The 21,879-nt window shown below is 63.4% G+C and carries 22 protein-coding genes and 1 pseudogene; 14 read left to right on the top strand and 9 right to left on the bottom strand.

Annotated elements, in window-relative coordinates; genetic code table 11:
* Window positions 1–56 precede the first annotated feature (56 nt).
* Window positions 57–827, bottom strand: a complete 771-nt coding sequence (locus GWG67_RS16855; protein ID WP_275170395.1) for a methyltransferase domain-containing protein — start codon at window positions 825–827, stop codon at window positions 57–59.
* A 144-nt stretch (window positions 828–971) separates the two neighbouring features.
* On the opposite strand from GWG67_RS16855, the gene GWG67_RS16850 reads away from it, so the two are divergent.
* The 3 genes from GWG67_RS16850 (at window position 972) to GWG67_RS16840 (ending at window position 2,573) form a co-directional block, all read left to right on the top strand.
* Window positions 972–1,715: an SDR family NAD(P)-dependent oxidoreductase gene (locus tag GWG67_RS16850; RefSeq protein ID WP_275170679.1), complete on the top strand. Its 744-nt coding sequence runs from the start codon at window positions 972–974 to the stop codon at window positions 1,713–1,715.
* A gap of 141 nt (window positions 1,716–1,856) precedes the next feature.
* Window positions 1,857–2,291 (top strand): pyridoxamine 5'-phosphate oxidase family protein, encoded by a 435-nt coding sequence (locus tag GWG67_RS16845; RefSeq protein WP_275170394.1) that lies wholly within the window; start codon window positions 1,857–1,859, stop codon window positions 2,289–2,291.
* Window positions 2,292–2,297: 6 nt separating this feature from the next.
* Window positions 2,298–2,573 carry a hypothetical protein gene (locus GWG67_RS16840; RefSeq protein WP_275170678.1) on the top strand — a complete coding sequence of 92 codons (276 nt, stop codon included), beginning with the start codon at window positions 2,298–2,300 and terminating at the stop codon, window positions 2,571–2,573.
* 157 nt (window positions 2,574–2,730) lie between these two features.
* On the opposite strand, the gene GWG67_RS16835 is transcribed toward GWG67_RS16840, so the two are convergent.
* The 4 genes and pseudogenes from GWG67_RS16835 to GWG67_RS16820 all read right to left on the bottom strand — a co-directional run bounded on the left by GWG67_RS16835 (window position 2,731) and on the right by GWG67_RS16820 (window position 6,261).
* Window positions 2,731–2,898 carry an ABC transporter substrate binding protein gene (locus tag GWG67_RS16835; protein ID WP_275170676.1) on the bottom strand — a complete coding sequence of 56 codons (168 nt, stop codon included), beginning with the start codon at window positions 2,896–2,898 and terminating at the stop codon, window positions 2,731–2,733.
* Window positions 2,899–2,968: 70 nt separating this feature from the next.
* Window positions 2,969–3,613: pseudogene (locus GWG67_RS16830) on the bottom strand (ABC transporter substrate-binding protein); the annotation flags it as partial.
* Window positions 3,614–3,902: 289 nt separating this feature from the next.
* On the bottom strand, window positions 3,903–4,802 hold the full coding sequence (locus GWG67_RS16825; protein ID WP_275170393.1) for a c-type cytochrome: 900 nt from the start codon (window positions 4,800–4,802) through the stop codon (window positions 3,903–3,905).
* Between the two features lie 397 nt (window positions 4,803–5,199).
* Window positions 5,200–6,261 carry an isocitrate/isopropylmalate dehydrogenase family protein gene (locus GWG67_RS16820; RefSeq protein WP_275170392.1) on the bottom strand — a complete coding sequence of 354 codons (1,062 nt, stop codon included), beginning with the start codon at window positions 6,259–6,261 and terminating at the stop codon, window positions 5,200–5,202.
* A gap of 169 nt (window positions 6,262–6,430) precedes the next feature.
* Between GWG67_RS16820 and GWG67_RS16815 the strand changes: the two genes are divergently transcribed.
* Window positions 6,431–7,819: an MFS transporter gene (locus tag GWG67_RS16815; protein ID WP_275170391.1), complete on the top strand. Its 1,389-nt coding sequence runs from the start codon at window positions 6,431–6,433 to the stop codon at window positions 7,817–7,819.
* A gap of 4 nt (window positions 7,820–7,823) precedes the next feature.
* Here the strand turns inward: GWG67_RS16815 and GWG67_RS16810 are convergent, their stop codons facing one another.
* Window positions 7,824–9,443 (bottom strand): B12-binding domain-containing radical SAM protein, encoded by a 1,620-nt coding sequence (locus GWG67_RS16810; protein WP_275170390.1) that lies wholly within the window; start codon window positions 9,441–9,443, stop codon window positions 7,824–7,826.
* A gap of 259 nt (window positions 9,444–9,702) precedes the next feature.
* On the opposite strand from GWG67_RS16810, the gene GWG67_RS16805 reads away from it, so the two are divergent.
* The 10 genes from GWG67_RS16805 to GWG67_RS16760 all read left to right on the top strand — a co-directional run bounded on the left by GWG67_RS16805 (window position 9,703) and on the right by GWG67_RS16760 (window position 18,847).
* The gene (locus GWG67_RS16805; protein ID WP_247360071.1) at window positions 9,703–10,152 is read left to right on the top strand and encodes a (2Fe-2S)-binding protein; all 450 of its coding nucleotides are present in this window, start codon (window positions 9,703–9,705) and stop codon (window positions 10,150–10,152) included.
* A gap of 11 nt (window positions 10,153–10,163) precedes the next feature.
* Window positions 10,164–12,350, top strand: coding sequence for a molybdopterin cofactor-binding domain-containing protein (locus tag GWG67_RS16800; RefSeq protein WP_275170389.1), 2,187 nt, complete (start codon window positions 10,164–10,166; stop codon window positions 12,348–12,350).
* Between the two features lie 54 nt (window positions 12,351–12,404).
* Complete coding sequence (locus tag GWG67_RS16795) at window positions 12,405–13,676, top strand: NAD(P)/FAD-dependent oxidoreductase (protein WP_275170388.1); 1,272 nt, start codon at window positions 12,405–12,407, stop codon at window positions 13,674–13,676.
* Complete coding sequence (soxX, locus tag GWG67_RS16790) at window positions 13,669–14,121, top strand: sulfur oxidation c-type cytochrome SoxX (protein WP_275170387.1); 453 nt, start codon at window positions 13,669–13,671, stop codon at window positions 14,119–14,121. The genes GWG67_RS16795 and soxX overlap by 8 nt, the downstream gene beginning before the upstream one ends.
* Before the next feature lie 8 nt (window positions 14,122–14,129).
* Window positions 14,130–14,597 carry a SoxY-related AACIE arm protein gene (locus GWG67_RS16785; protein WP_275170386.1) on the top strand — a complete coding sequence of 156 codons (468 nt, stop codon included), beginning with the start codon at window positions 14,130–14,132 and terminating at the stop codon, window positions 14,595–14,597.
* Window positions 14,597–14,914, top strand: coding sequence for a thiosulfate oxidation carrier complex protein SoxZ (gene soxZ / locus GWG67_RS16780; RefSeq protein WP_106942743.1), 318 nt, complete (start codon window positions 14,597–14,599; stop codon window positions 14,912–14,914). The genes GWG67_RS16785 and soxZ overlap by 1 nt, the downstream gene beginning before the upstream one ends.
* On the top strand, window positions 14,911–15,690 hold the full coding sequence (soxA, locus tag GWG67_RS16775; RefSeq protein WP_275170385.1) for a sulfur oxidation c-type cytochrome SoxA: 780 nt from the start codon (window positions 14,911–14,913) through the stop codon (window positions 15,688–15,690). Before soxZ ends, soxA begins: the two co-directional genes overlap by 4 nt.
* Window positions 15,691–15,768: 78 nt before the next feature.
* Complete coding sequence (locus tag GWG67_RS16770; protein WP_275170384.1) at window positions 15,769–17,091, top strand: ABC transporter substrate-binding protein; 1,323 nt, start codon at window positions 15,769–15,771, stop codon at window positions 17,089–17,091.
* A complete protein-coding gene (locus GWG67_RS16765; protein WP_275170383.1) occupies window positions 17,088–18,026 on the top strand; it encodes a carbohydrate ABC transporter permease in 939 nt (312 codons plus the stop codon). Before GWG67_RS16770 ends, GWG67_RS16765 begins: the two co-directional genes overlap by 4 nt.
* A complete protein-coding gene (locus GWG67_RS16760) occupies window positions 18,023–18,847 on the top strand; it encodes a carbohydrate ABC transporter permease (RefSeq protein ID WP_275170382.1) in 825 nt (274 codons plus the stop codon). The genes GWG67_RS16765 and GWG67_RS16760 overlap by 4 nt, the downstream gene beginning before the upstream one ends.
* On the opposite strand, the gene GWG67_RS16755 is transcribed toward GWG67_RS16760, so the two are convergent.
* The 3 genes from GWG67_RS16755 to GWG67_RS16745 all read right to left on the bottom strand — a co-directional run bounded on the left by GWG67_RS16755 (window position 18,848) and on the right by GWG67_RS16745 (window position 21,801).
* Window positions 18,848–20,503: a regulator gene (locus tag GWG67_RS16755; protein ID WP_275170381.1), complete on the bottom strand. Its 1,656-nt coding sequence runs from the start codon at window positions 20,501–20,503 to the stop codon at window positions 18,848–18,850.
* A gap of 10 nt (window positions 20,504–20,513) precedes the next feature.
* Window positions 20,514–21,215, bottom strand: a complete 702-nt coding sequence (locus GWG67_RS16750; protein ID WP_007594065.1) for a cysteine hydrolase family protein — start codon at window positions 21,213–21,215, stop codon at window positions 20,514–20,516.
* A 310-nt stretch (window positions 21,216–21,525) separates the two neighbouring features.
* On the bottom strand, window positions 21,526–21,801 hold the full coding sequence (locus GWG67_RS16745; RefSeq protein WP_275170380.1) for a hypothetical protein: 276 nt from the start codon (window positions 21,799–21,801) through the stop codon (window positions 21,526–21,528).
* Between the last annotated feature and the right edge of the window lie 78 nt (window positions 21,802–21,879).

Genomic DNA, 21,879 nt, shown 5'->3' with positions numbered 1-21,879 from the left:
CGGCACCCGCTGCCGTTCCCGGAAGCGAGCGCTTATGTCGCATTGCGGCAGTGCGATCAGCCGCTGCGCTGGGCGACCATGAACAGACGCCGGAACGGAAACAGCGTCTGTCCCGCGGCGTTCTTCGGATAGGCTTTCGCGACCCGCATCCCATAGGCGGCTTCGAACGCGGCCTTCTCGTCGCCCTGCAAGATGTCGAGATAGCGCGTCAGCCAGGTGCCCTTGGTCCACTCCTTCACGGGATTCTCGCCTTCCAGCACCTGCAGATATTCCGTCTCCCAGATGTCGATATTGGCAGACATCGGAGCAAGAAGACCGTGATAATAGGCCGGCCCCTCGACCGGCGGCGGCGTGACGAGATGCTCCACCTTGGACCGCCAGGGACCGTCCAGCGCGGTCTCGCCGATCAGCACATGCGAGGGCGCCAGAAAGTTGCGCGGCATCTGCACAGCAAGCATTCCGCCGGGCGTTACCTTCTCCATGATAGATGGAAACAGTGCCGCATGATTGGGCAGCCAGTGCAGCGCGGCATTGGAATAGACCACGTCATATTGTTTCGTCGGGCGCCAGTGGCCGAGGTCCTCGTGGGACCATTCCACGTCCGGCGCCGCCTTGCGGCCGGCGGCAACCATCTCGGCCGAGCCCTCGACACCGGTCACCGTCGCGTCCGGCCAACGCTCCTTAATCAGCTTGGTGACGTTGCCGGCGCCGGCGCCGAGATCGGCGACCGCACGCGGGGCGAAATCCGGAATCCGCATCAACAGATCGATGGCGGGCCGAAGCCGGTGACCGGAGAACTTTAGATATTGCTGCGGGTCCCAGACCATTGCCGACGCCTTTTCTTTTTCGTGTTTCCTTCACCGTTGCTCTTGGTTACCACTGCTCGTCCCGCTCAGGCAATTCGCAAGCCGGGCGGACGGGGCAGGAAACGAACAGCAAGAAGCGAAAAGCTAACAAGAGAGCGTGTGACCATGGACCTCGGGCTCAAATCGAAAACCGCCGTCGTCACCGGAGCGAGCGTCGGCATTGGCCGCGCCATCGCCAAGGGCTTGGCTGCCGAAGGCGTGCGCGTCGTCGGCGTGGCACGGCGCACCGACCTGCTCGCCGAGCTGGTGACGGAAGTCGGCTCCGGCCTGATCACCCCGTTCGAGCAGGACGTGATGGCCAAGGACGCGGCGGAGAACATTTCGGCCTTCGCCGTGAGCGAGCTCGGCCATGTCGACATTCTCATCAACAATGCCGGCGGCAGTCGCCCGCTGCCGGTCGATGCGCCCGACAGCCAATGGGACGAGGCGATCGCGCTGAATTTCACCAGCTACCGCCGCATCGCGCATGCGCTGCTGCCGCAGATGATCGAACGCAAATGGGGCCGCATCGTCAACATCACCGGCAAGTCCGAACCCGAAGGCCTCAACGCTGCCTTTGCCGCCAAAGCCGCCGTGCACGCCTGGGCCAAGGGCCTGTCGCGCGAGATCGGCCAGCACGGCATCACCATCAACTGCATCCCGCCCGGCCGCATCATGAGCGAACAGATCCGCCGCAACTACGCGCCTGATTATCGCGAGCGGTTCGCGGAAGAAGAGATTCCCGTCGGCTATTGGGGCGAGCCGGAAGACCTCGCCGCGCTCGCGGTGTTTCTGGCGTCACCCGTGGCGCGGTACATCACGGGCACGGTGATCCCGGTGGATGGGGGGTTGCGGAGGTATCAGTTTTAGGGGCGTGCGCTCAGCCTCTCGCCCTTTCTAACTGACAAGCGATCGGAGGGATGAAAGTGCACGGGTACGCATCCCGCCCTCCCTTTCAAGGAACCATGGGCCTGATCCCTACGTTGCTCCAGCGTCACTGGAGGAAAATTCATGTCCAAGAAATCACTCGCCGAAATCGCGAATGAAATGGCCGGCATCGACATTGCCATTCTTTCGACCCACACCGAGAATGGCGAGATCGCCAACCGTCCCATGAGCAACAATGGGGACGTCGCCTATGACGGCACGTCGTACTACTTCAGCTATGAAAAGGCTCGGGCCGTATCGGATATTCAACGCAATCCGAAAGTAGCGCTCGGATATTCATCAGAAGCGGGCCTTCTTTCGCAGGGGATCTACGTTGCCGTTGAAGGCACTGCCGAACTGATCCGGGATAAGAAGACTTTCCAACAGCATTGGACGAGTGATCTCGACAAGTGGTTCGATGAGGGCGTCGATACGCCAGGCATCGTGCTGATCAAGGTGAAAGCCAACCGCGTAACCTATTGGAAGGGGCGTGAAGAGGGAGAGGTCGAGCTCGACTAGGTGATCGTGCGGCGATTTTTGCAGTGGTTCTTCCGCAACCGCGAAACCGGTGCCATCACGATCGCTCAGTGGCCCAACCTTGTACTGTGGATCGTGATCGTTGCCGGCGTGCTGCTTTGGATCTGGCCTTCCGCGGGCAAAGTCAGCGTCGGTTTGACAATCGTGGTAAAGGGCGGGCTCATCATCTGGGCCGCCGACGAGATTGTCCGCGGCGTGAACCCCTGGCGGCGCTGTCTCGGTATTACCGTGATCGCCTATGAGTTCTTGACTCTTCTGCTGTGAAGCCGTGCCAGTTTCTTGAGGCGGCGGAATAGCCGGCTCACAAACGTAGGAGCGGACTTCGCCGAGCCATGCGCGGCCTGCGCATGGCGTGGCTGTTACCGACATTGAGCGAGCCGCCGAGGCCGAGGCTGCTGCAGAGATCGCCGCTGTTATTCGATCACGTCGTCCGCGCGCACCAGCAACGACGAGGTATCTCCACGCCGAGCGCCTTTGCGGTCTTGTGGTTGATGACGGTCTTGAACTGCGTCGGCTGCTCGATGGGAATCTCCGCGGGGCTGGCACCCTTCAATATCTTGTCGACGAAAACAGCGGCGTGGCGGAACATTGCGGTGAAATCGACACCGTAACCCATCAGGGCCGCCCCCCCGGGAGGCGACGATGGGTGCGGCAACCGATGGCACGCGGCACTTGTCCACAATCGCGGCCACCATGGACGTGTTGGTGACAAACGCGTTTGCGTCCGTGATCACGAGGCCGTCCATAGAATTAGAACCGACGAGTGACAGCGCGCTTTCGAGATCGCCGGGGACGTCGACCTCGATAGGTAGTAGCTCCATCTTCAATGCCTGCGCTGCGTTCCTCATGGTGCTCATGATAGCGTTGTTCAGTGGATTTCCTCGCTGCATGAGCCCCCCTACGCGTCTGGTCGAGGGAGCCAAGCCTGCGAGGATCTCCAAGCGCTTTGCAGCTAGTTCCGTCAGGAAAAAGGTCTGTCCCGTGATGTTGCCGCCAGGATGAGCCATGCTGGCTGCAAGCCCTATGGTCACCAGATCGGGGCCCACGATCATCACGGTCGGAATTCTTGTCGTTGCGTTGTGAGCGGCAAGAATCCCGGGAAATGTGGCTGTGACGAGAACGTCAACATCAAGAGCGACGAGTTCATTCGCAAGCGCCGGCAGCCTGCCGTCGTCGCCACCGGTGTCGCGATATTCGACATGAACGTTCATGCCGTTAACCCAACCGAGATCGCTGAGCCCCTTGATGAATGCGTCGACTTCCAGATTCCGCGGTGGAGGGAGGAGAAGGCCAATTCGGGGCACTCGCTTTGCTTGCTGTGCTCGCGCTGCCAGAGGCAACGCAGACGCCACAGCAACCAAAGTCAGGAATTCTCGTCATTTCATTACCAATCCAATCTCATACACCCCGGCTGAGAACAGCCATTGTTCTACGTTGGTCCAAGCGAACTGATGACCGGGTCGGGTCAGAGGCGGAAGTCTGCACCGGAGGCGATGACTTCTGCTCGAGCCAGACTCCGGACCTGCCGATGCCCTACGCCAACCGACGATAAGGGCCAACGAGCGACGTCATCCCCCGCAGCAGCGGCTCGGATCATGGCGAGAGCGACGCCACGTAGGCAGCCAGCGCGATCATGTCGTTTTGCGACAGCTTTTCGACAGTCTGTTGCATCAGGGAGCTTGCGCTTGCCACGCGCCCCCCGCTTTGGAATTCATGCAGCTGGCGCACGATGTAGGTCGGCGAGCGCCCGGCAATTGGCGGAATATCACCGACGCCTTTCAACTCCGGACCGTGGCAGCTACCGCAGGCAACGGTGATTCCCGATCCACCCGTCTTGGCGAGTGTTTCTCCCCTCGCCAGGCTTCCAACCGGCACATAGGCTGTGAAGCTCGCCCGGGAGTCTCGAAGCTCGAACTGATCCACATCGTCCGGTACCTCGACGATGCGCGGGCCGAGGATTTCGGAGCCGCCCTCCGGGCTTTTGACGTAGAACAAGCGGGATGGCCCTGTCTTTGGAATGCTTTCGCTTTCGACGACCTTGATGATCTGCTTGGGCTTCTGCGCAGAGAAATACGCTGCCGCAGCGCGCGCCTCGGCGTCGGTCATGGCTTTGACTGACGCCATCATCAATTGTGTGGCAGGCCTCTCCGGTCCCGACATCTTTCGCGCGCCGCTTTTGAAATCAGCGAGCTGCTGAACGAGATAGCTCTCCGGCAGGCCCGCGAGACTCGCATTTTCAGGACCGCCGGTGCCCTCGACGCGATGGCAGGATCCGCAAGCGCGGACATCCGGCTTTCGTCCGTTGGCAACGATCTCCGGCATGGCTGGATGGTCATCCGGATGCCAATCGGGCGCAAAGAAAAGGTCGCGCGCCTGCTTCCAGCTGAATGCGGCACTACTGCCGGCGAGTTGATTGGGCTTGTCGTCAGCCGGGGGCACCTTGACGGTCGGGTCCCACAAGAACGCCCAAGCCGGAAGCCCATTCTGCGCCAAGGCGGCAGTCGCTGTGAGGATCACGGTTGCCCACAAAATCGGCACAGACATCTTCATGGCAATACACCTCTGCAAATGCATCGAGTAAATTCAGCGATAAAAGAAAAAAAATTTAGCACTTTGAAAGCGGAATGCCGGAGCTGCACGCCTAGATCTGCTTCACCACAGGAAGCGCACATCGCTCCTTCATCGGAAGCACCCGATGGTCTTTTGCCGATCGGTGCAATCCTGGCATCCTGCCAGTGTTTTGCCCGACGCGTCAACGTCAGGGCCGCCGCGAATGTCATCGCTGCGCGTTTCGGAAATCCCTTATTAATCAAGGGGCCTTCTACTGTGCATGGGGTTGTTTTCGCGTTTTTTGCTTTGAGCCCTTAAAAAAAAACATGCACATGACCACTCACCCGGCCTGCAAGATCTCCGCGATCGCCGCCCCCGCCGCGATCGTGCCGAGCTTGCCGCCGACGTCGCGCGTCGCCCTGCCCTCGCCGATCGCTTTCGCCACCGCCGCCTCGATCGCACGTGCGGCTTCCTCGTACCGCACCGCGCCGCTGTTCTCGCCGTGCCATCCGAGCAGCAGGGCCGTCGACAGGATCAGGGAGACCGGATTGGCAACGTCCTGGCCTGCGATGTCGGGCGCCGAGCCGTGCGCGGCCTGCGCCATGGCGTGGCTGTGACCGACATTGAGCGAGCCGCCGAGGCCGAGGCTGCCGGAGAGCTCGGCGGTGAGATCGGACAGGATATCGCCGAACATGTTGGTGGCGACGATGACGTCGAAGCGGTCGGGGTTGCGCACCACATGCGCCATCATGGCGTCGACGAGGATGTCGTCGACGGCGAGGCCAGGATAGTCTTTCGCCGCCGCGCGGCAGATCTCGAGGAACATGCCGTCGCCGAGCTTGAGCACATTGGCCTTGTGCACGATGGTGAGATGCTTGCGCCGCTTCATCGCCAGCCGGCACGCCGCATGCGCGATGCGCTCGCAGCAATGACGCGTGATCCGACGCAGCGAGATCACGACATCCGATGTGACCAGCATCTCGCCATTGCCCTGCTCCATGTTGCGGTCGGCGTAAAACCCTTCCGTGTTCTCGCGCACCACGACGAGGTCGAAACCGCCAACCCGGCCGGACAGCCCCGCATAGGTGCGTGCGGGTCTGACATTGGCGTAGAGATCGAGGTTCTTGCGAAAATGCCGCGAGGGATTGATCTCGCCATGGGCCTCGTCCTTGAAGTCGAAGGTCGCGGTCGGCCCGAGGATCAGCCCGTCGGCGGCGCGGACGATCTCCAGCAGCTCGGGACGCACCGTCGTACCAAATTGCTTGAGACTCGCATGGCCGACTGCGTGCTCCTCCAGTCGCAGATTGAGCTGGAAGCGTTCGGAGGCCGCGCGCAGCACGCCTGATGTCGCGGTCGTGATCTCGGGCCCGATGCCGTCACCGGGCAAAACGACGATGTGCATGGCGCTCCCCTGACATTGCATCAGTTCGCGTGATCATACGCCGGCGCCCGGAATCATCGCCCAGCCTTCGCGCATACACTGCATGCAAGCATATGCCTGTGGAAGGCGGCCGCGCCGTAGTACATGCCAAGTCCCTTGGAGCCGGCCGCCGGAGCAACGCGCGAACGAAATGACAATCACGTTACCCGCCGGCGCGCGCGAGCCCGACCACACCATTTCCGATGGCCTTCCGGCCGCACAGCGGCGGTGGGCCATTGCCGCGATCTTCACCGCGCTGGCGATGGCCTCGCTCGACACCGCGATCGCCAACATCGCGCTGCCCGCCATTGCCGGCGACCTGCATGTCAGCCCGGAGCAATCGGTCTGGGTGGTCAACGTCTACCAGATCGCGCTGGTGGCGACGCTGCTGCCGTTGGGGGCGCTCGGCGAGATCGTCGGGCACCAGCGCATCTATCTCGGTGGCCTGATCCTGTTCACCATCGCCTCGCTGTTCTGCGCGGTGGCCTGGTCGCTGGAGAGCCTGCTGGTTGCGCGCACGCTGCAAGGGCTGGGTGCGAGCGGCATCATGAGCGTCAACACGGCGCTGGTACGTTTCGTCTATCCTGGCCGGATGCTCGGCCGCGGCTTCGGCCACAATGCGCTGGTGGTCGCGACCGCCTTCACCTTCGGTCCCTCGATCGCCTCCGCCATCCTCGCGGTCGGCCCGTGGCCATGGCTGTTCGCCGTCAACATCCCGTTCGGTCTCGTCGCGATCGGCATCGGATTTGCGATGCTGCCAAAGACGCCGCGCGCCGATCACGGCTTTGACTTTCTCGGCGCGGCCCTCGCATCGGCCTGTCTCGGCTTGTTCATCACGGGCATCGGCAGTGCTGCGCATAATCTCTCACCGGTGGTCGTGGGCATCGAGCTGGTCACGGCCTTGGTGCTCGGCTTCATCCTGACGCGCCGCCACGCCGACCATCCGGCGCCGATGCTGCCGATCGACCTGTTCAGTCGACCGATGTTCGCGCTGTCGGCGGCGACCGCGGTGTGCTCGTTCGCGGTGCAGGGCCTCGCCTTCGTCTCGCTGCCGTTCTATTTCGAGGACGTGCTGGGGCGTTCGCAGGTCGAGACCGGCTTCTTCATGACGCCGTGGCCGCTGGTGGTTGGCATCATGGCGCCTATCGCCGGACGCCTCTCTGACCGGCATGCAGTAGGGTTACTGGGCGGCATCGGGCTCGTGCTGCTCGGCCTTGGCATGGCGCTGCTCGCGATGCTGCCGGCCAATCCTGCGATTCCCGACATCATCTGGCGGATGGTGATCTGCGGTATGGGGTTCGGCTTCTTCCAGGCGCCGAACATGAAGGCGGTGATGTCGAGCGCGCCGCCACATCGCAGCGGCAGCGCCTCGGGCATCGTCGCCACCGCGCGCCTGACGGGGCAGACGATGGGGGCGGCGCTCGCCGCCCTCTGCTTCTCGCTGGCCGGTCACGATGGCGCAGTCGTGGCATTGGCACTTGGCGCGGGCTTTGCCGCGCTCGGCAGTGTGATGAGCTTTTTGCGGCTGGCGGTGAAGTAGACCGTCAGGCCAGATGTCGGGCCGCCGGCACCTCGACAGCCGCGACCGGAATGACGGTCTCCTCGTCGAGTGCGGCGAGACGCTCATCGATGGCAGCGATGACCTTGCGCGAGAACGGCCCGAGATGCGCATAGGCCGCGATCATCTGCACGGCAATCCGCGCCGATGTGGTGTCGCGCTTGGCGCAGTTCATGAAGGTCTGCCACAGCGGACCGCGCGCCTCGGGAAGGGCTGTGACCACCTTGTGCACCGTTTCCATCGCGCCGATCCGGGCGCGGATATCGCCTTCCGCGAGCTCCTGGCGCTGGCGAGAGCGGTCGAGCAGCGTCATCAGACGGTCGATGCGCCTTGCATAGGCCTCCGGGCTGTAGATGTGCTCCAGCACGCGCTTGTAGTCCGTCAGGATGTCGCGCAGCGGGCGCACCGGATCGAAGTTGATCCCGGCGGTGCACTGATCGGCGCCGATGGTCGGCGCCAAATCGTGGCCCGGATGCAACCGGCCTTCGCGCTCCAGGCGGCGCGTCAGCTGCGTGTTCGGCAAGGCATAGAGCAGGCCGACCATGCTGACCGGGATCGCCGCCTCTTCGATGAAGTCGATCATGGCATCCGCCATCGAGAGCTTCTCATTGTCGAAGCCGACGATGAAACCCGCGGTGACGAGCATGCCCGCGGCGTAGATCTTGTGGATGCTCTCGGCGATGTTGCGCCGCGTGTTCTGCTTCTTCCGCATCGCGACAAGCGTCGCCGGATCCGGACTTTCAATGCCGACGAAGATGGCGAAGAAATTCGCCTGGCCCATCAGGTCCAATAGCTCGGGATCGTCGGCCAGATTGACCGAGGCTTCCGTCGACAATTCGAAGGGATAGCCGTGAGCACGCTGCCATTCGGCAAGCTGCGGCAGGAACAGCCGCAGCGACTTCTTGTTGCCGATGAAGTTGTCGTCGACGAAGTCGAGATGGCCGCGGTAGCCCATGGCGTAGAGCCTGTCGAGCTCGACCAGCATTTGCTCATTCGTCTTGGTTCGCGGCACCCGGCCATAGAGCTCGATGATGTCGCAGAATTCGCAGGTGAACGGGCAGCCGCGGGAATACTGCACGCCGAGATAAAGGTAGTCCTCGAACTTCAGCAGGTCGAAACGCGGCACCGGCGTCTTGGTGACGTCGGCCTGGAATTTCGGCGCGATGAAGACGCCGGATCGTGCGCCACTGTCCCAGGCCGCGACGAATTCGTGGAGAACGCTTTCGGCCTCGCCGAGCACCTGGAAGTCGGCCCTCTCATAGATGTGGGGGCTCGAGGTGGGATCGGGACCGCCGACGACCACCGGCTTGCCCGCGGCACGGCAAATTTCGATCAGGCGCAGCGTGTCGGCCTGCTGCGGCATCATTCCGCCGGTGAAGACGACGTCGGCCCAGGAAAGATCCTCTTCGCTGAAGGATTCCGTGTTGCAATCGATCAGCCGGACCGTCCAGCTCTCGGGCAACATCGCGGCAACCGTGATCAGCCCCAAAGGGGCCGCGGGCCGCTTCACGCCCAACACTTTGCAGGATTCGCCAAAGCTCCAGAAGGACTCTGCCGAGAACAGCGGATAGAGCATCAGGACTTTGCAAGGCTGCGGTACGTTCATGGAACCTCTTTTTGGCTGATTCCACTGTAGCAGAGCATCGTCGACTTGCACCCCGGCAAAAGGGACAAACTGTCGCTCTCGGTTCCAGGGGCGCGACGGCGCGGGAGCCGGTAGACGTCGCCCCAACCCGTGCCGCGAGCCGCCCAGGGGGGAATCTCCGGCGGTTACCCCTCGGACTATTGATTTGAACCTTTCCAATTTGCCGGACACATTGCGCCCCTGCGTCCAATCGGTGGATTGGGCCAATCAGGGGACTGCGATGGCAAACCTAACAATCAACGGAAAAACCTTCACGCTCGACGTCGAGCCGGACACGCCGCTGCTGTGGGCAATCCGCGAGAATGCCGGCCTGACCGGCACGAAATACGGCTGCGGCATTGCACAATGCGGCGCCTGCACCGTTCACATCGACGGCGTCGCCACCCGCTCCTGCGGCGTTTCGGTCAGCGAGGCCGCAGGCAAGAAGATCACGACCATCGAAGGGCTCGCCTCCGGCAACGCACTGCACAAGGTGCAGGAAGCCTGGATTGCCCAGGATGTTCCGCAATGCGGCTATTGCCAGAGCGGCATGATCATGGCGGTCGCGGCGCTGCTGAGCGAGAAGCCGAAGCCGACCGACGCCGACATCGACGAGGCCATCACCAATATCTGCCGCTGCGGCACCTTCCAGCAGGTGCGCGAAGCGATCCACACGATCGCAAGCGCGTAAGGAGCCGCCACATGAACAAGCATGTCTCTCCCAGGATGAACCGCCGTGCCTTCGTCATCGGCACCGCCGCGGTCGGCGCGGGTCTCGCAATCGGCCTCGATATCCCCTTCGGTGGCCCCGCCGTGGTCCGCGCCGCCGACGGCTCCCCCGAGATCGGCGCCTGGGTCGTGGTCAGGCCCGACGACACCGTCGTCATCCGCATCGCCCGCTCCGAAATGGGCCAGGGCTCGCTGACCGGCCTCGCCCAGCTCGTCGCCGAGGAACTCGAATGCGACTGGTCGAAGGTCTCGACCGAATATCCGACACCGGGCCAGAGCGTCGCCCGCAAGCGCGTCTGGGGCGATTTCTCGACCGGCGGCAGCCGCGGCATCCGCTCTTCGCAAGACTATGTCCGCAAGGGCGGTGCCACCGCACGCGTGATGCTGATCCAGGCCGCCGCCGAGGCGTGGAAAGTGCCGGCGTCCGAATGCACCGCCGCCAACAGCGTCATCACCCACACGCCGTCCGGCAAGACCACGACCTACGGCAAGGTCGCCGAGGCCGCGGCCAAGCTTGCGCCGCCGGCCGACGTCAAGCTGAAGGATCCCAAGGACTGGAAGCTGATCGGCAAGGGCGTGAAGCGGCTGGACACCGCCGAGAAGACCACCGGCGCCATGATCTACGGCATCGACGTCAAGCTGCCGGGCATGCTGAACGCCGCGATCAAGGATTGCCCGGTGTTCGGCGGCAAGCTGAAGAGCTATGACGAAGCCAAGATCACCGGCATGAAGGGCGTCAAGAAGGTCGTCAAGGTCGGCGATACCGCGGTCGCGGTCGTTGCCGACACCTGGTGGCAGGCCAAGACCGCGCTGGAGGCGCTGCCGATCGTCTGGGACGAGGGCGACAACGCCAAGGTCTCCAGCGAGTCGATCGCGAAATGGCTGACCGAGGGTCTCGACAACGCGCAGCCGGCCTATGTCGGCAACAAGAACGGCGACGCGAAGGCGGCGATTGCCGGTGCCGCCAAGAAGATCGAGGCGGTCTACAGCTATCCCTACCAGAACCACGCCACCATGGAGCCGATGAACGCCACGGCGGTCTACACGGCGGAGAAGTGCGAGGTCTGGTGCGGCACGCAGAATGGCGAGGCGGCCTTCGCGGCCACCTTGGAAGCGTCGGGCCTGCCGGCGGAGAAGTGCGACGTGCACAAGGTGATGCCGGGCGGCGGCTTCGGCCGGCGCGGCCAGACCGACTATGTCCGTCAGGCCGTCCTGATCGCCAAGCAGATGCCGGGCACGCCGATCAAGCTGTTATGGTCGCGCGAAGAGGACATGGCGCACGGCAGATATCACCCGATCACCCAGTGCAAGATGACCGGCGCATTCGATGCCGACAACAATCTGGTCGCGCTGCACTACCGCCTGTCCGGGCAATCGATCCTGTTCTCGCTCCGCCCGGAAGCGCTGCAGAACGGCATGGATCCGGCCGCATTCCAGGGCGTCGCCCAGTCCGGCGAAGCCGCGTTCGGTTACTCCGTGCCAAACCTCCTGGTCGAGCATGCGATGCGCAACCCGCATGTTCCGCCGGGCTTCTGGCGCGGCGTCAACGTCAATCACAACGCGATCTACATGGAATGCTTCATGGACGAACTGGCCCAGGCCGCAGGCCAGGACCCGCTCGAATTCCGCCGCAAGCTGATGGGCAATCACCCCAAGCATCTGGCGGTGCTCAACGCCGTGGCCGAGAAGATCGGCTGGAGCACCCCGGCGCCGAAGGGCATCTATCGCGGCATCGCGCAGGTGATGGGCTATGGCAGCTATGTCGCCGGCGCCGCCGAAATCTCGGTGACCGACGGCAACAAGATCAAGGTGCATCGTATCGTCGCCTCCACCGATCCCGGCTACGTCGTCAATCCGGCGCAGGTGGAGCGGCAGATCGCGGGGTCCTTTGTCTATGGCCTCTCCGCGCTGTTCTACGGCGGCTGCACCGTCAAGGACGGCAAGATCGAGCAGACCAACTTCGATACCTACAATTCGATGCGCATCAACGAGATGCCGAAGGTCGAATCGGTGATGGTGCCGAGCGGCGGGTTCTGGGGCGGCGTCGGCGAGCCGACCATCGGCGTCGCGGCGCCGGCGGTGCTCAATGCGTACTTCGCCGCGACGGGCAAGCGCATCCGTTCGGTGCCGTTGCGCGACCAGAACATCACCTTCGCCTGAGAAACGCCGCGGCGGCCGTAACGGTCGCCGCGGCACACTTCCCGGACAAGACTCATGAATGCGTCGGTGACACGGCGGGATGCCCTCCTTGGCATCGCCGCCGCGGCCACATCATTCGCCGTCCCTTCGATCCTGCGGGCGCAATCGGCGGGCCGCGTCGTCGTGGTCGGCGGCGGCTTTGGCGGCGCGGCGTGCGCCCGCGCGCTGAAGCGCGCGCAGGTAAACTTGCAAGTCATCCTGATCGAACCCAATGCGGTCTTCACCTCCTGCCCGTTCAGCAACGAGGTGATTGCCGGCCTGCGCGAGATCGAAGCGCAGCAGTTTGGCTATGACAACATCGCCGCCGAGGGCGTCACCGTGATCAGCCAGGCCGTAACCACAATCGAGCCGCAGCTCCGCAGCGTCGTGACGGCCGATGGCGTTGCGCTGCCCTATGATCGTCTCGTGCTGTCTCCCGGCATCGACTTCCATTTCGAGACCCTGCCCGGCTATGACGATGTGGCATCAGAAAAGATGCCGCATGCCTGGAAGGCCGGCGCGCAGACGCTGCTGCTGCGCCGGCAGCTGGAGGCCATGCCGGACGGCGGCACTGTCGCCATTGCGATCCCCGCCAATCCCTCGCGCTGTCCGCCGGCGCCTTACGAGCGCGCCAGCCTGATCGCGCATTACTTGAAAACGAACAAGCCGCGCTCGAAAGTCTTGATCCTAGATGCCAAGGACAATTTCTCCCAGCAGCGGCTGTTCGAGAGCGCGTGGAAGGAGCTTTACGGGGACATGATCGAACGCATCGGGCTGTCGCAAGGCGGCCGCGTGACCTCGGTCGAGCCTGCGACCAGGACCATCGTCACCGAATTCGGTAACTACACGCCTGATGTCGCCAACGTCATCCCGCCGCAGCGTGCCGGACACATCGCTGAGGTCGCGGGCGCTGCGGATGCGACCGGCTGGTGCCCAATCGATCCCGTCACCTTCGAATCGAAACTTGTCCAGAACATCCACGTCATCGGCGACGCCTGCCTCGGCGGGGGCATTCCCAAATCGGCATCCGCGGCAAGCGCACAGGGCAAGGCCTGTGCTGCCGCGATCGCGAACCTCCTTGCCGGCCGCGCACCAGAAACGCAGCGACTGACAGGCGTCTGCTACAACATCGTCGCACCCGGCTACGGCTTTTCACTCGCGGGCAATTACCAGCCCAAGGGCGACATCTTCGCCGAGGTCGAGGGCGGCGCGACCAGCCCGGTCGATGCGCCGCGCGAATTGCGCGCCCGCGAGGCGGCTGAAGCCGAGCGCTGGTTTCAAACCATCACGGCGGACACCTTTGGCTAGAACATCGGTCCATATCGCAGCGCTGATCGCCGCCAGTGTCGCCTTCGCCTGCCATGCGGGAGCCGAGGAGCTCCTGCCCTACAACATCGCCGGCGACGGCATTGCGGAATCGCTCACCGGCGCGCCCGGCGATGCCGCGCGCGGACGCGCGCTCGTGCTCGCGCGCACCACCACCTGCATCCTCTGCCATTCCGGTCCCTTCCCGGAGACCCGGTTCCAGGGCGACCTCGCGCCTGACCTCTCGGGTGCAGGGAACCGCTGGACGGTGAGCCAGTTGCGGCTTCGACTGATCGATGCAGCGCGCTTCAACCCTGAAACCATCATGCCATCCTATTATCGCAACGGCCACCTCGTGCGGGTCGGGCGCAATTTCGCCGGCAAACCGATCTTGTCCGCCGCCGAGATCGAGGACATCGTGGCTTTTCTTGCAACGCTTCGGGACTAGGACTGTTCATGCCGACCACGCGACGACAATTCCTAAATCTCGCCGGAAGCGCGACGGTCGCCGGGACGATCCCGATCGTCACGCTGCGGCCGATCGAGGCGACACCGGCGATGCTCAGCGCCGCGATCCGCAACGTCGTCGGCGAAGCACCTGTCCGCACCGGCAAGGTGAAGCTCGACATTCCGCCGCTGGTCGAGAACGGCAACACGGTGCCGCTGACCGTGAGCGTCGCGAGCCCGATGACGGCGGCCGACTACGTCAAGAGCATACACGTCTTCAACGAGAAGAACCCGCAGCCGAACATCGGCAACTTCCATCTCGGCCCCTCCTCTGGCCGCGCCCAGGTCTCGACCCGGATCCGGCTCGCCGACACCCAGAAGGTGGTGGCGATCGCGCGTCTTTCCGACGACACGTTCTGGCAGGTCACGACCGAAATCGTCGTGACGCTGGCCGCCTGCACCGAGGAGATGAATTGATGGCCGCGCTCATCAACGTTCCGGCGAAAGCCAGGCGCGGCGAAATCATCGAGATCCGCACCTTGACCTCGCACATCATGGAGACCGGCTTCCGCCATACCGCGGACGGCGCGCTGGTGCCGCGCGACATCATCACGAGCTTTACGTGCCGCTACAACGGCACCGAGATTTTTCGCGCCGATCTCTTTCCGGCGATCGCGGCCAATCCCTATCTGTCGTTCTTCACGGTCGCGAAGGAGAGCGGCAAGTTCGAGTTCGAATGGATCGGCGACAACGGCTATTCGTCCAGTGCATCGGCGTCGATCACGGTCGAATGAGTTTTTGGCGCGCGATAGCGGTCGCGGCGCTCCTCGCCACCGGCCCTGCCCTGCTCGCCGGCGAGATTCCGCCGGACGCCCGCCGCTCCGGCTATTCGTTCATGGGGCCCGACACGCGCGCGATGCAGGATGACGACAGCTCAAATCCCGGCATGCTGTTCGTGCTCGACGGCGAGGCGTTGTGGACGAAGAGGACCGGCAGCGCCGATAAAGCCTGTGCGGATTGCCATGGCGATGCACGCGGCAGCATGAAAGGCGTCGCCGCACGCTATCCGGCCTTCGACAAGGCGCTGGCGCGCCCGGTCACGCTCGACCAACGCATCAATTTGTGCCGCAGCAATCATCAGCAGGCAACGCCGCTCCCCTACGAGAGCCGCGATTTACTGGCGCTGTCCGCCTTCGTCGCGCACCAATCGCGCGGCATCGCGATCACGGCCGGCGACGATCCGCAACTGAAGCCATTCGTCGAACAGGGCCGCGACCTCTTCATGCAGCGCGAGGGCCAGCTCAACCTTGCCTGCACTAATTGCCACGACGACAATTTCAACAAGCGACTTGCCGGCGCGCCGATCACGCAGGGACAGCCGACCGGCTATCCGCTTTATCGGCTGGAATGGCAGACGCTGGGATCGCTGGAGCGCCGGCTACGCAGTTGCATGACGGGTGTGCGCGCCCAGGCCTATGATTTCGGCGCGCCCGAGCTGGTCGCGCTCGAACTCTATCTGATGTCGCGGGCGCATGGCCTGACGATGGAGACGCCGGCCGTGCGCCCCTGAATTCCACAGATTAGGGCTAGGCAGGCGCAGAACGGCCGCTAGTATCCGCCCAAATTGAGTCACAGGGAGGGACCTAAAGTGGTCAACCACAAAATCTCGCGTCGTACGCTTTTGACCGGCACTGCCGCAGCTGGCGCGCTCAGCCTGACGGGATTGCCGGCGCGCGCCGAGGTGAACTGGAAGAAATACGCCGGGACCAAGCTTGAGGTGATCCTCGCCAAGGGGCCCCGCGGCGACAACCTGCAAAAATACGTCAAGGAGTTCACCGAGCTCACCGGCATCCAGGTTGAAGCGGAGCAGATTCCCGAGCAGCAGCAGCGCCAGAAGGTGGTGATCGAGTTCACCTCGGGCCGTCCGAGCTTCGACGTCGTCCATCTCAGCTATCACGTGCAGAAGCGGCAGTTCGAGAAGGCCGGCTGGCTCGCCGACTTGACGCCCTTCATGAAAGACCCGGCGCTCACCGCTCCCGATCTCGTCGAGAGCGACTTCTCGGCCGCGGGCCTGCAATACGCCAGGAACGACAAGGGCCAGATGCTGTCGTTGCCGTGGTCGGTCGATTATTTCATCCTCTATTACAACAAGGAGCTGTTCGCGAAGAAGGGCGTCGCCGTCCCCAAGACCCTCGACGAGATGGCTGCGGCCGCCGAGAAGCTCACCGATGCCAAGGAAGGCATCTACGGCTTTGTCGGGCGGGGCTTGCGCAACGCCAACATGGCGATGTGGAGCAACTTCTTCCTCAACTATGGCGGTGAATTCCTCGACGCCAAGGGCAACATCCTGACCGACGGTCCGGAAGCCATTGCCGCGACCAAGCTGTATCAGACGCTCCTGACGAAATCGGCACCTCCAGGCGTCGCCGGCTTCAACTGGATGGAGTCGATGGCCTCGTTCACGCAAGGCCGCTCCGCGATGTGGATCGATGGCGTCGGCTGGGCGCCGCCGCTGGAAGATCCGGCCGCCTCGCGCGTTGTCGGCAAGGTCGGCTACACCGTCGTACCCGCCGGCCCCAAGGGACAATATTCCTCGACCTATGGCGACGGCATCGGCATCGCCGCTGCGAGCAAGAACAAGGAAGCCGCTTATCTGCTCTGCCAATGGGTGGTCTCGAAAACCCAGGGAGCGCGGCTGCTACAGGCCGGCGGCGGCGTGCCGTTCCGCAACTCCATCCTTGGCGATCCCGAGGTCCAGAAGGGCGTCAAGACCAAGGAGTGGCTGCAGTCGGTGATCGATTCTGGCAAGATCAGCAAGCTGGGCCTGCCCGTCGTGATTCCGGTCGCCGAATTCCGCGACATCGTCGGCGCCGCGGTCACTGCGACCTTGTCCGGCGCCGATCCTGCCGCCGAGCTGAAGAAGGCCAACGATCAGTACCGGCCGATCCTGGAGCGTAGCGAAAAGGCGTGAGTGGGTTGACACAATCGACTCCGGGCGCGGCACAGTCTGATGCCGCGCCGGAGAAGGAGTTGCGGCCGCCGTCCTACTGGCCGTTCGTGGTGCCGGCGCTGGTCGTCGTGATCGCGATCATCATCTTTCCGTGGGTCTTCACGATTTGGATGAGCCTGAACGAGTGGAAGGTCGGCTCGTCGACCACCTTCGTTGGATTCTCCAATTATCTGCGGCTGACGAGCGATCCCCGCTTCATCGAGGCGATCGAACATACACTGGTCTACACCATACTGTCCGTGCTGCTGCCGCTCGTGCTCGGCACGTTTGCGGCCGTGGTGTTTCACCAGAAATTCCCCGGCCGCGGCTTTCTGCGCGGCGTTTTCATCATGCCGATGATGGCGACGCCGGTGGCGATCGCGCTGGTCTGGACCATGATGTTCCACCCGCAGCTCGGCGTGCTGAACTATCTGCTGTCACTGGTTGGGATCCCAGCGCAGCTCTGGGTATTCCATCCCGCGACCGTCATTCCCTCGCTGGTGCTGGTCGAGACCTGGCAGTGGACGCCGCTGGTCATGCTGATCGTGCTCGGCGGCCTCGCTGCGATCCCAACCGAGCCTTATGAAAGTGCACAGATCGATGGCGCCAGCATCTGGCAGGTGTTCCGCTACATCACCCTGCCGCTAATCACGCCGTTCCTGTTCATCGCCGGCATGATCCGCATGATCGACGCCGTGAAGAGCTTCGACATCATTTTCGCGATCACCCAGGGCGGACCGGGATCGGCGTCGGAGACGATCAACATCTATCTCTACAGCGTCGCCTTCTCCTATTACGACCTCGGCTACGGCTCGGCGATCGCGGTCGTGTTCTTCCTGCTGATCGTTCTGCTTGCGGCGGTGATGCTCTACGCGCGCCAGCGGATGCTGTGGACCGAGATCGCGAGCGACACATGACTCCAAGGCAAATCATCGGCAAGATCGGCCTGTGGTTTTCGGTGTTCGTCATCGTGTCCCCGGCAATCCTGTTCTTCCTCTGGATGCTGTCGGTGTCGCTCAAATTCGAGATCGACAATGCCGCCTATCCGCCGGTGTTCATTCCCGAGCATGTCGCCTGGAAAAACTATGCCGACGTGCTCGCTTCCAACCGCTTCCTGACCTATTTCATCAACAGCCTAATCGTGACCGGCAGCGCGACGTTGCTTGCGCTACTCGTCGGTGTCCCCGCCGGCTACGGCATCGCCCGGATGGCCGCGCACAAATCTGCGATCGTGATCCTGATCGCCCGCATCACGCCGGGCCTGTCCTATCTGATCCCGCTGTTTCTCATGTTCCAGTGGCTGGGGCTGCTCGGCACGCTGGTGCCGCAGATCATCATCCACCTCGTGGTCACGGTGCCGATCGTGATCTGGATCATGATCGGCTATTTCGAGACGACGCCGATGGAGCTGGAAGAAGCAGCCCTCATCGACGGCGCTACGCGCTGGCAGGTCTTTCGCCATGTCGCGCTGCCGATCGCCAAGCCCGGCATCGCGGTCGCCTTCATCCTGGCCGTGATCTTCTCCTGGAACAATTTTGTGTTCGGCATCGTGTTGGCCGGACGCGAGACACGGACCCTGCCGGTCGCTGTCTACAACATGATCTCGTTCGACCAGTTGAGCTGGGGGCCGCTCGCGGCCGCCGCTCTGATCGTCACCCTCCCGGTGCTGCTGCTCACGGTGTTCGCCCAGCGACAGATCGTCGCCGGGCTCACCGCTGGTGCCGTCAAGGGCGGGTAGCTACTCCGCCGGTGCCGCATGCATGTCCGCATGCGGCATGTAGGGCTCGCTCGCGCCGAGCTTGCTGGCCGCGAACAGACCGGCGGCCATCACGGCATAGGCGAACGCGACCGCGGGCGTGACGCCAAAGCCGCCACCGATGCCGACGGCCTCGCCGTGCATGAAGCCGAAGTAGGTCAGGACCGCACCAACCAGCGCAAACGCCGAGGCCTTCTCGAAGTCACGCTCGATGATGAAGACGCCGATCGCACCCAGGATCAGGCCGCCGAGGATGGAGCCGCCGCCCATCACTTCGAGTCCGTGATAGAACACGCCCTGCTGCGGCAGCGCGGCGATCGCGGCAGCCTTGACCGCGTCGGCCTTGTCGGCGGCCATTCCGCCGACGCTCGCAGCCGCGTTCATGGTCGAGCCCAGCATCGTGTCGATCTGGAGCTTGGCCCACGCCGCCAGATGCGGGGTCAGCGCCAGCACGATCGCGGGCGCGTGCTTGACCGGCGTGGTCTGGAACGCCTGCGCGCCAATGAGCATGCCGATATAGAGCAGGATCGGCGAGATCGCGACCACCGGCACAAGCGCCAGCAGCACCGAGATGATGCCGAACCAGGCCAGCACGACCACCATGATGCCGGTCGCGGCCGAGTAACCGATGCGCCCGCCCATCGCCTTCCAGCCGGGATGGCCGATATAGACGGCGTTGATGAAGGGATTTCCCATCAGGCAGCCGATCAGGCTGACGACGCCATCGGCGGTGAGCACGCGCGTGGTTGGATATTCGTCGCCGGCCGCTTCCGCGCTCTCGACATTGTCCATGGCCTCGACCAGATCATAGATGCCGAACGGAATGGCGGTGACCAGGATGATTCCGAGGAATTCGAAACCGGAGAAGACATAGCCTACCGCCGGGATCGGCACCGAGAAGCCGAAGTTTGCGAAGGCATCGCCGACGCCCTTGACACTCAGCCCGCCGAGACCGAGGCCGAACAGGTTCGAACCCCAGGCGATGACCATGCCGACCGCGATCGCAACGAGGCCGGCGGGAATACCGCGCCAATATTTCACGCCACCGAACCAGCTCACCAGGATGATGGCGAAGCAGACCAGGCCGATCTGTGGCGTCATGTACATTTCGAGCGCCGGCCGCATCGAGATGAAGGTGACGGAGACGCCGGCGAGCGTGCCAAGCAGCGCCGCGCGCGGCGTGATCTTTCGAATGAACGGTGCGATGAAGCCGCCGATCATCAGGATGAAGCTCTGGAAGAACACCCAGACCAGGCCCGCCGACCAGCCCTTGAGCGGATCGCCGGTCTTGATCGTGATCGGCAGCATGATCACGAAGGTGACAATGAACATGTGCGGCACGCTGACGCCCGAAGGCAGCGCACAGACGTCGTTGCGGCCGGTCTTCTGCGCCAGCCGATAGGCGAGGTATGCGTAGTAGAAGGTGGAGAGACACATCATCAACCCGAGCGCGGGCAGGATACGGCCGAACACGAGACTGTCAGGCATCTTCAACACGAAGCGCAACAGGCCCGTGAGCACCAGCATGTTGACGAGGATGTTGGTGCCGAAGCCGAAAAACGCGTTCCAGTCGCCCGGTGTCCATAGTGCCGGCTTGAACTCGGAGGTGCCGGCCGTCCCCGTCGTGCCTGTGCTCATCGTGATGCCCCTACGCTGATGTGGAAATCTTCATCGCCTCCAGAACCGCGGCTGAGCTTGCGACCCAGCCGAAGATGCCGCCCTGGGCCTTGATCATCTTCAGGCCCATCTCGTGAAACTCAGGAAAGTAGGAGGCGCAGCCGTCCGAGATGACGACGCAGCGATAGCCGCGGTCGTTGGCCTCGCGCACGGTGGTGTTGACGCACACTTCGGTGGTGACGCCGCACACCAGCAGATTCTCGATGCCGTATTTCTCCAGCACGTCGGTGAGCTCGGTGGCGTAGAACGCGCCCTTGCCGGGCTTGTCGATCACGATCTCGCTGTCGAGCGGATAGAGCTCCGGGATGATGTCGTGGCCGGCCTCGCCGCGAATGAGAATGCGTCCCATCGGACCGGGGTCGCCGATGCGCAAGGATGGCGCGCCGCGCTCGACTTTCGCCGGCGGCGCGTCGGAGAGATCGGGCAGATGGCCCTCGCGCGTGTGGATCACCAGCATGCCGGTATCCCGCGCGGCCTTCAGCACCGCACCGATCGGCTTCACCGCGCGCGCGAGCTGGCTGACGTCGTTGCCGAGGGTCTCGCCGAAGCCGCCGGGCTCCATGAAGTCGCGCTGCATGTCGATGATGAGAAGCGCAGTGGCGGGCCAGTCGAGCTTGACCGGCTCCGGCTCGGCGCTGATGACACCCAGTGTCGGCTTGGTTGAGTTCAACATGACTCAAGGCCCCCGCGAGAACTCTCTGTTCAGGAGTTCTGCAAGCGCCATGCCATTGTGTACAATTGGAGTTGAGCCGACGTCGCAGGAAAATTTGCTGCGCTCTCAGAACGTTATTGGAAAAGCCGGGGTCTGCTTATTCGCTGTGCGGCGGCTTTGCGACGTGCATTTGCCCAAAGGATGAGCGCTCTCCGTCGTCATTCCGGGGCGACGCGTAAGCGTCGAACCCGGAATCCATCGGGCAGCTAAACACGTGGTGAAATGGATTCCGGGCTCGCGCTAAGCGCGCCCCGGAGTGACGGACGTGGCGTCAGCAACCGCTCCATACAGCCGCCGATACTCCTCCCCGAGGCGCGCAAGAGGCCTTCAGCGTCGCCATGTAAAGCGACCTTCTGGTCTTGAGGATCACGGGGTCGACCAGCGGCTTGAGTTCGCGAAGACGTCTGTCGAGGGCTGTCGGCGCACCAACGATATCGGCCGTGTCGCGCAATACCTCTGCGTGGAGTATCTGGCGCGGGTGACGCCATGGCCCGATCAGCGCCTCGACCGTCTCCATGATCTCGGTATTGAACGCGCTTGCAGCCATCGTGTTCTCCGCGAGCAAGCCATGACCAGCAGGAGCGCCACGGATGCGGTGAGCGATATTGACTTCGTCTGCGCATGC

Source organism: Bradyrhizobium sp. CSS354 (assembly GCF_029051725.1).
Lineage (GTDB): Bacteria > Pseudomonadota > Alphaproteobacteria > Rhizobiales > Xanthobacteraceae > Bradyrhizobium.
The sequence above is the reverse complement of the archived record's forward strand: the minus strand, read 5'-3'. Positions and strand labels throughout refer to the sequence as shown.

Excerpts from the sequence above, each read along its gene's own strand:
- GWG67_RS16755 (WP_275170381.1), bottom strand. The coding sequence starts at position 20,503 with ATGAGCACAGGCACGACGGGGACGGCCGGCACCTCCGAGTTCAAGCCG.
- GWG67_RS16805 (WP_247360071.1), top strand. The coding sequence starts at position 9,703 with ATGGCAAACCTAACAATCAACGGAAAAACCTTCACGCTCGACGTCGAG.
- GWG67_RS16815 (WP_275170391.1), top strand. The coding sequence starts at position 6,431 with ATGACAATCACGTTACCCGCCGGCGCGCGCGAGCCCGACCACACCATT.
- GWG67_RS16750 (WP_007594065.1), bottom strand. The coding sequence starts at position 21,215 with ATGTTGAACTCAACCAAGCCGACACTGGGTGTCATCAGCGCCGAGCCG.
- GWG67_RS16795 (WP_275170388.1), top strand. The coding sequence starts at position 12,405 with ATGAATGCGTCGGTGACACGGCGGGATGCCCTCCTTGGCATCGCCGCC.
- GWG67_RS16855 (WP_275170395.1), bottom strand. The coding sequence starts at position 827 with ATGGTCTGGGACCCGCAGCAATATCTAAAGTTCTCCGGTCACCGGCTT.
- GWG67_RS16820 (WP_275170392.1), bottom strand. The coding sequence starts at position 6,261 with ATGCACATCGTCGTTTTGCCCGGTGACGGCATCGGGCCCGAGATCACG.
- GWG67_RS16760 (WP_275170382.1), top strand. The coding sequence starts at position 18,023 with ATGACTCCAAGGCAAATCATCGGCAAGATCGGCCTGTGGTTTTCGGTG.
- GWG67_RS16845 (WP_275170394.1), top strand. The coding sequence starts at position 1,857 with ATGTCCAAGAAATCACTCGCCGAAATCGCGAATGAAATGGCCGGCATC.
- GWG67_RS16850 (WP_275170679.1), top strand. The coding sequence starts at position 972 with ATGGACCTCGGGCTCAAATCGAAAACCGCCGTCGTCACCGGAGCGAGC.
- GWG67_RS16810 (WP_275170390.1), bottom strand. The coding sequence starts at position 9,443 with ATGAACGTACCGCAGCCTTGCAAAGTCCTGATGCTCTATCCGCTGTTC.
- soxZ (WP_106942743.1), top strand. The coding sequence starts at position 14,597 with ATGGCCGCGCTCATCAACGTTCCGGCGAAAGCCAGGCGCGGCGAAATC.
- GWG67_RS16800 (WP_275170389.1), top strand. The coding sequence starts at position 10,164 with ATGAACAAGCATGTCTCTCCCAGGATGAACCGCCGTGCCTTCGTCATC.
- soxA (WP_275170385.1), top strand. The coding sequence starts at position 14,911 with ATGAGTTTTTGGCGCGCGATAGCGGTCGCGGCGCTCCTCGCCACCGGC.
- GWG67_RS16785 (WP_275170386.1), top strand. The coding sequence starts at position 14,130 with ATGCCGACCACGCGACGACAATTCCTAAATCTCGCCGGAAGCGCGACG.
- GWG67_RS16835 (WP_275170676.1), bottom strand. The coding sequence starts at position 2,898 with ATGTTCCGCCACGCCGCTGTTTTCGTCGACAAGATATTGAAGGGTGCC.
- GWG67_RS16745 (WP_275170380.1), bottom strand. The coding sequence starts at position 21,801 with ATGGCTGCAAGCGCGTTCAATACCGAGATCATGGAGACGGTCGAGGCG.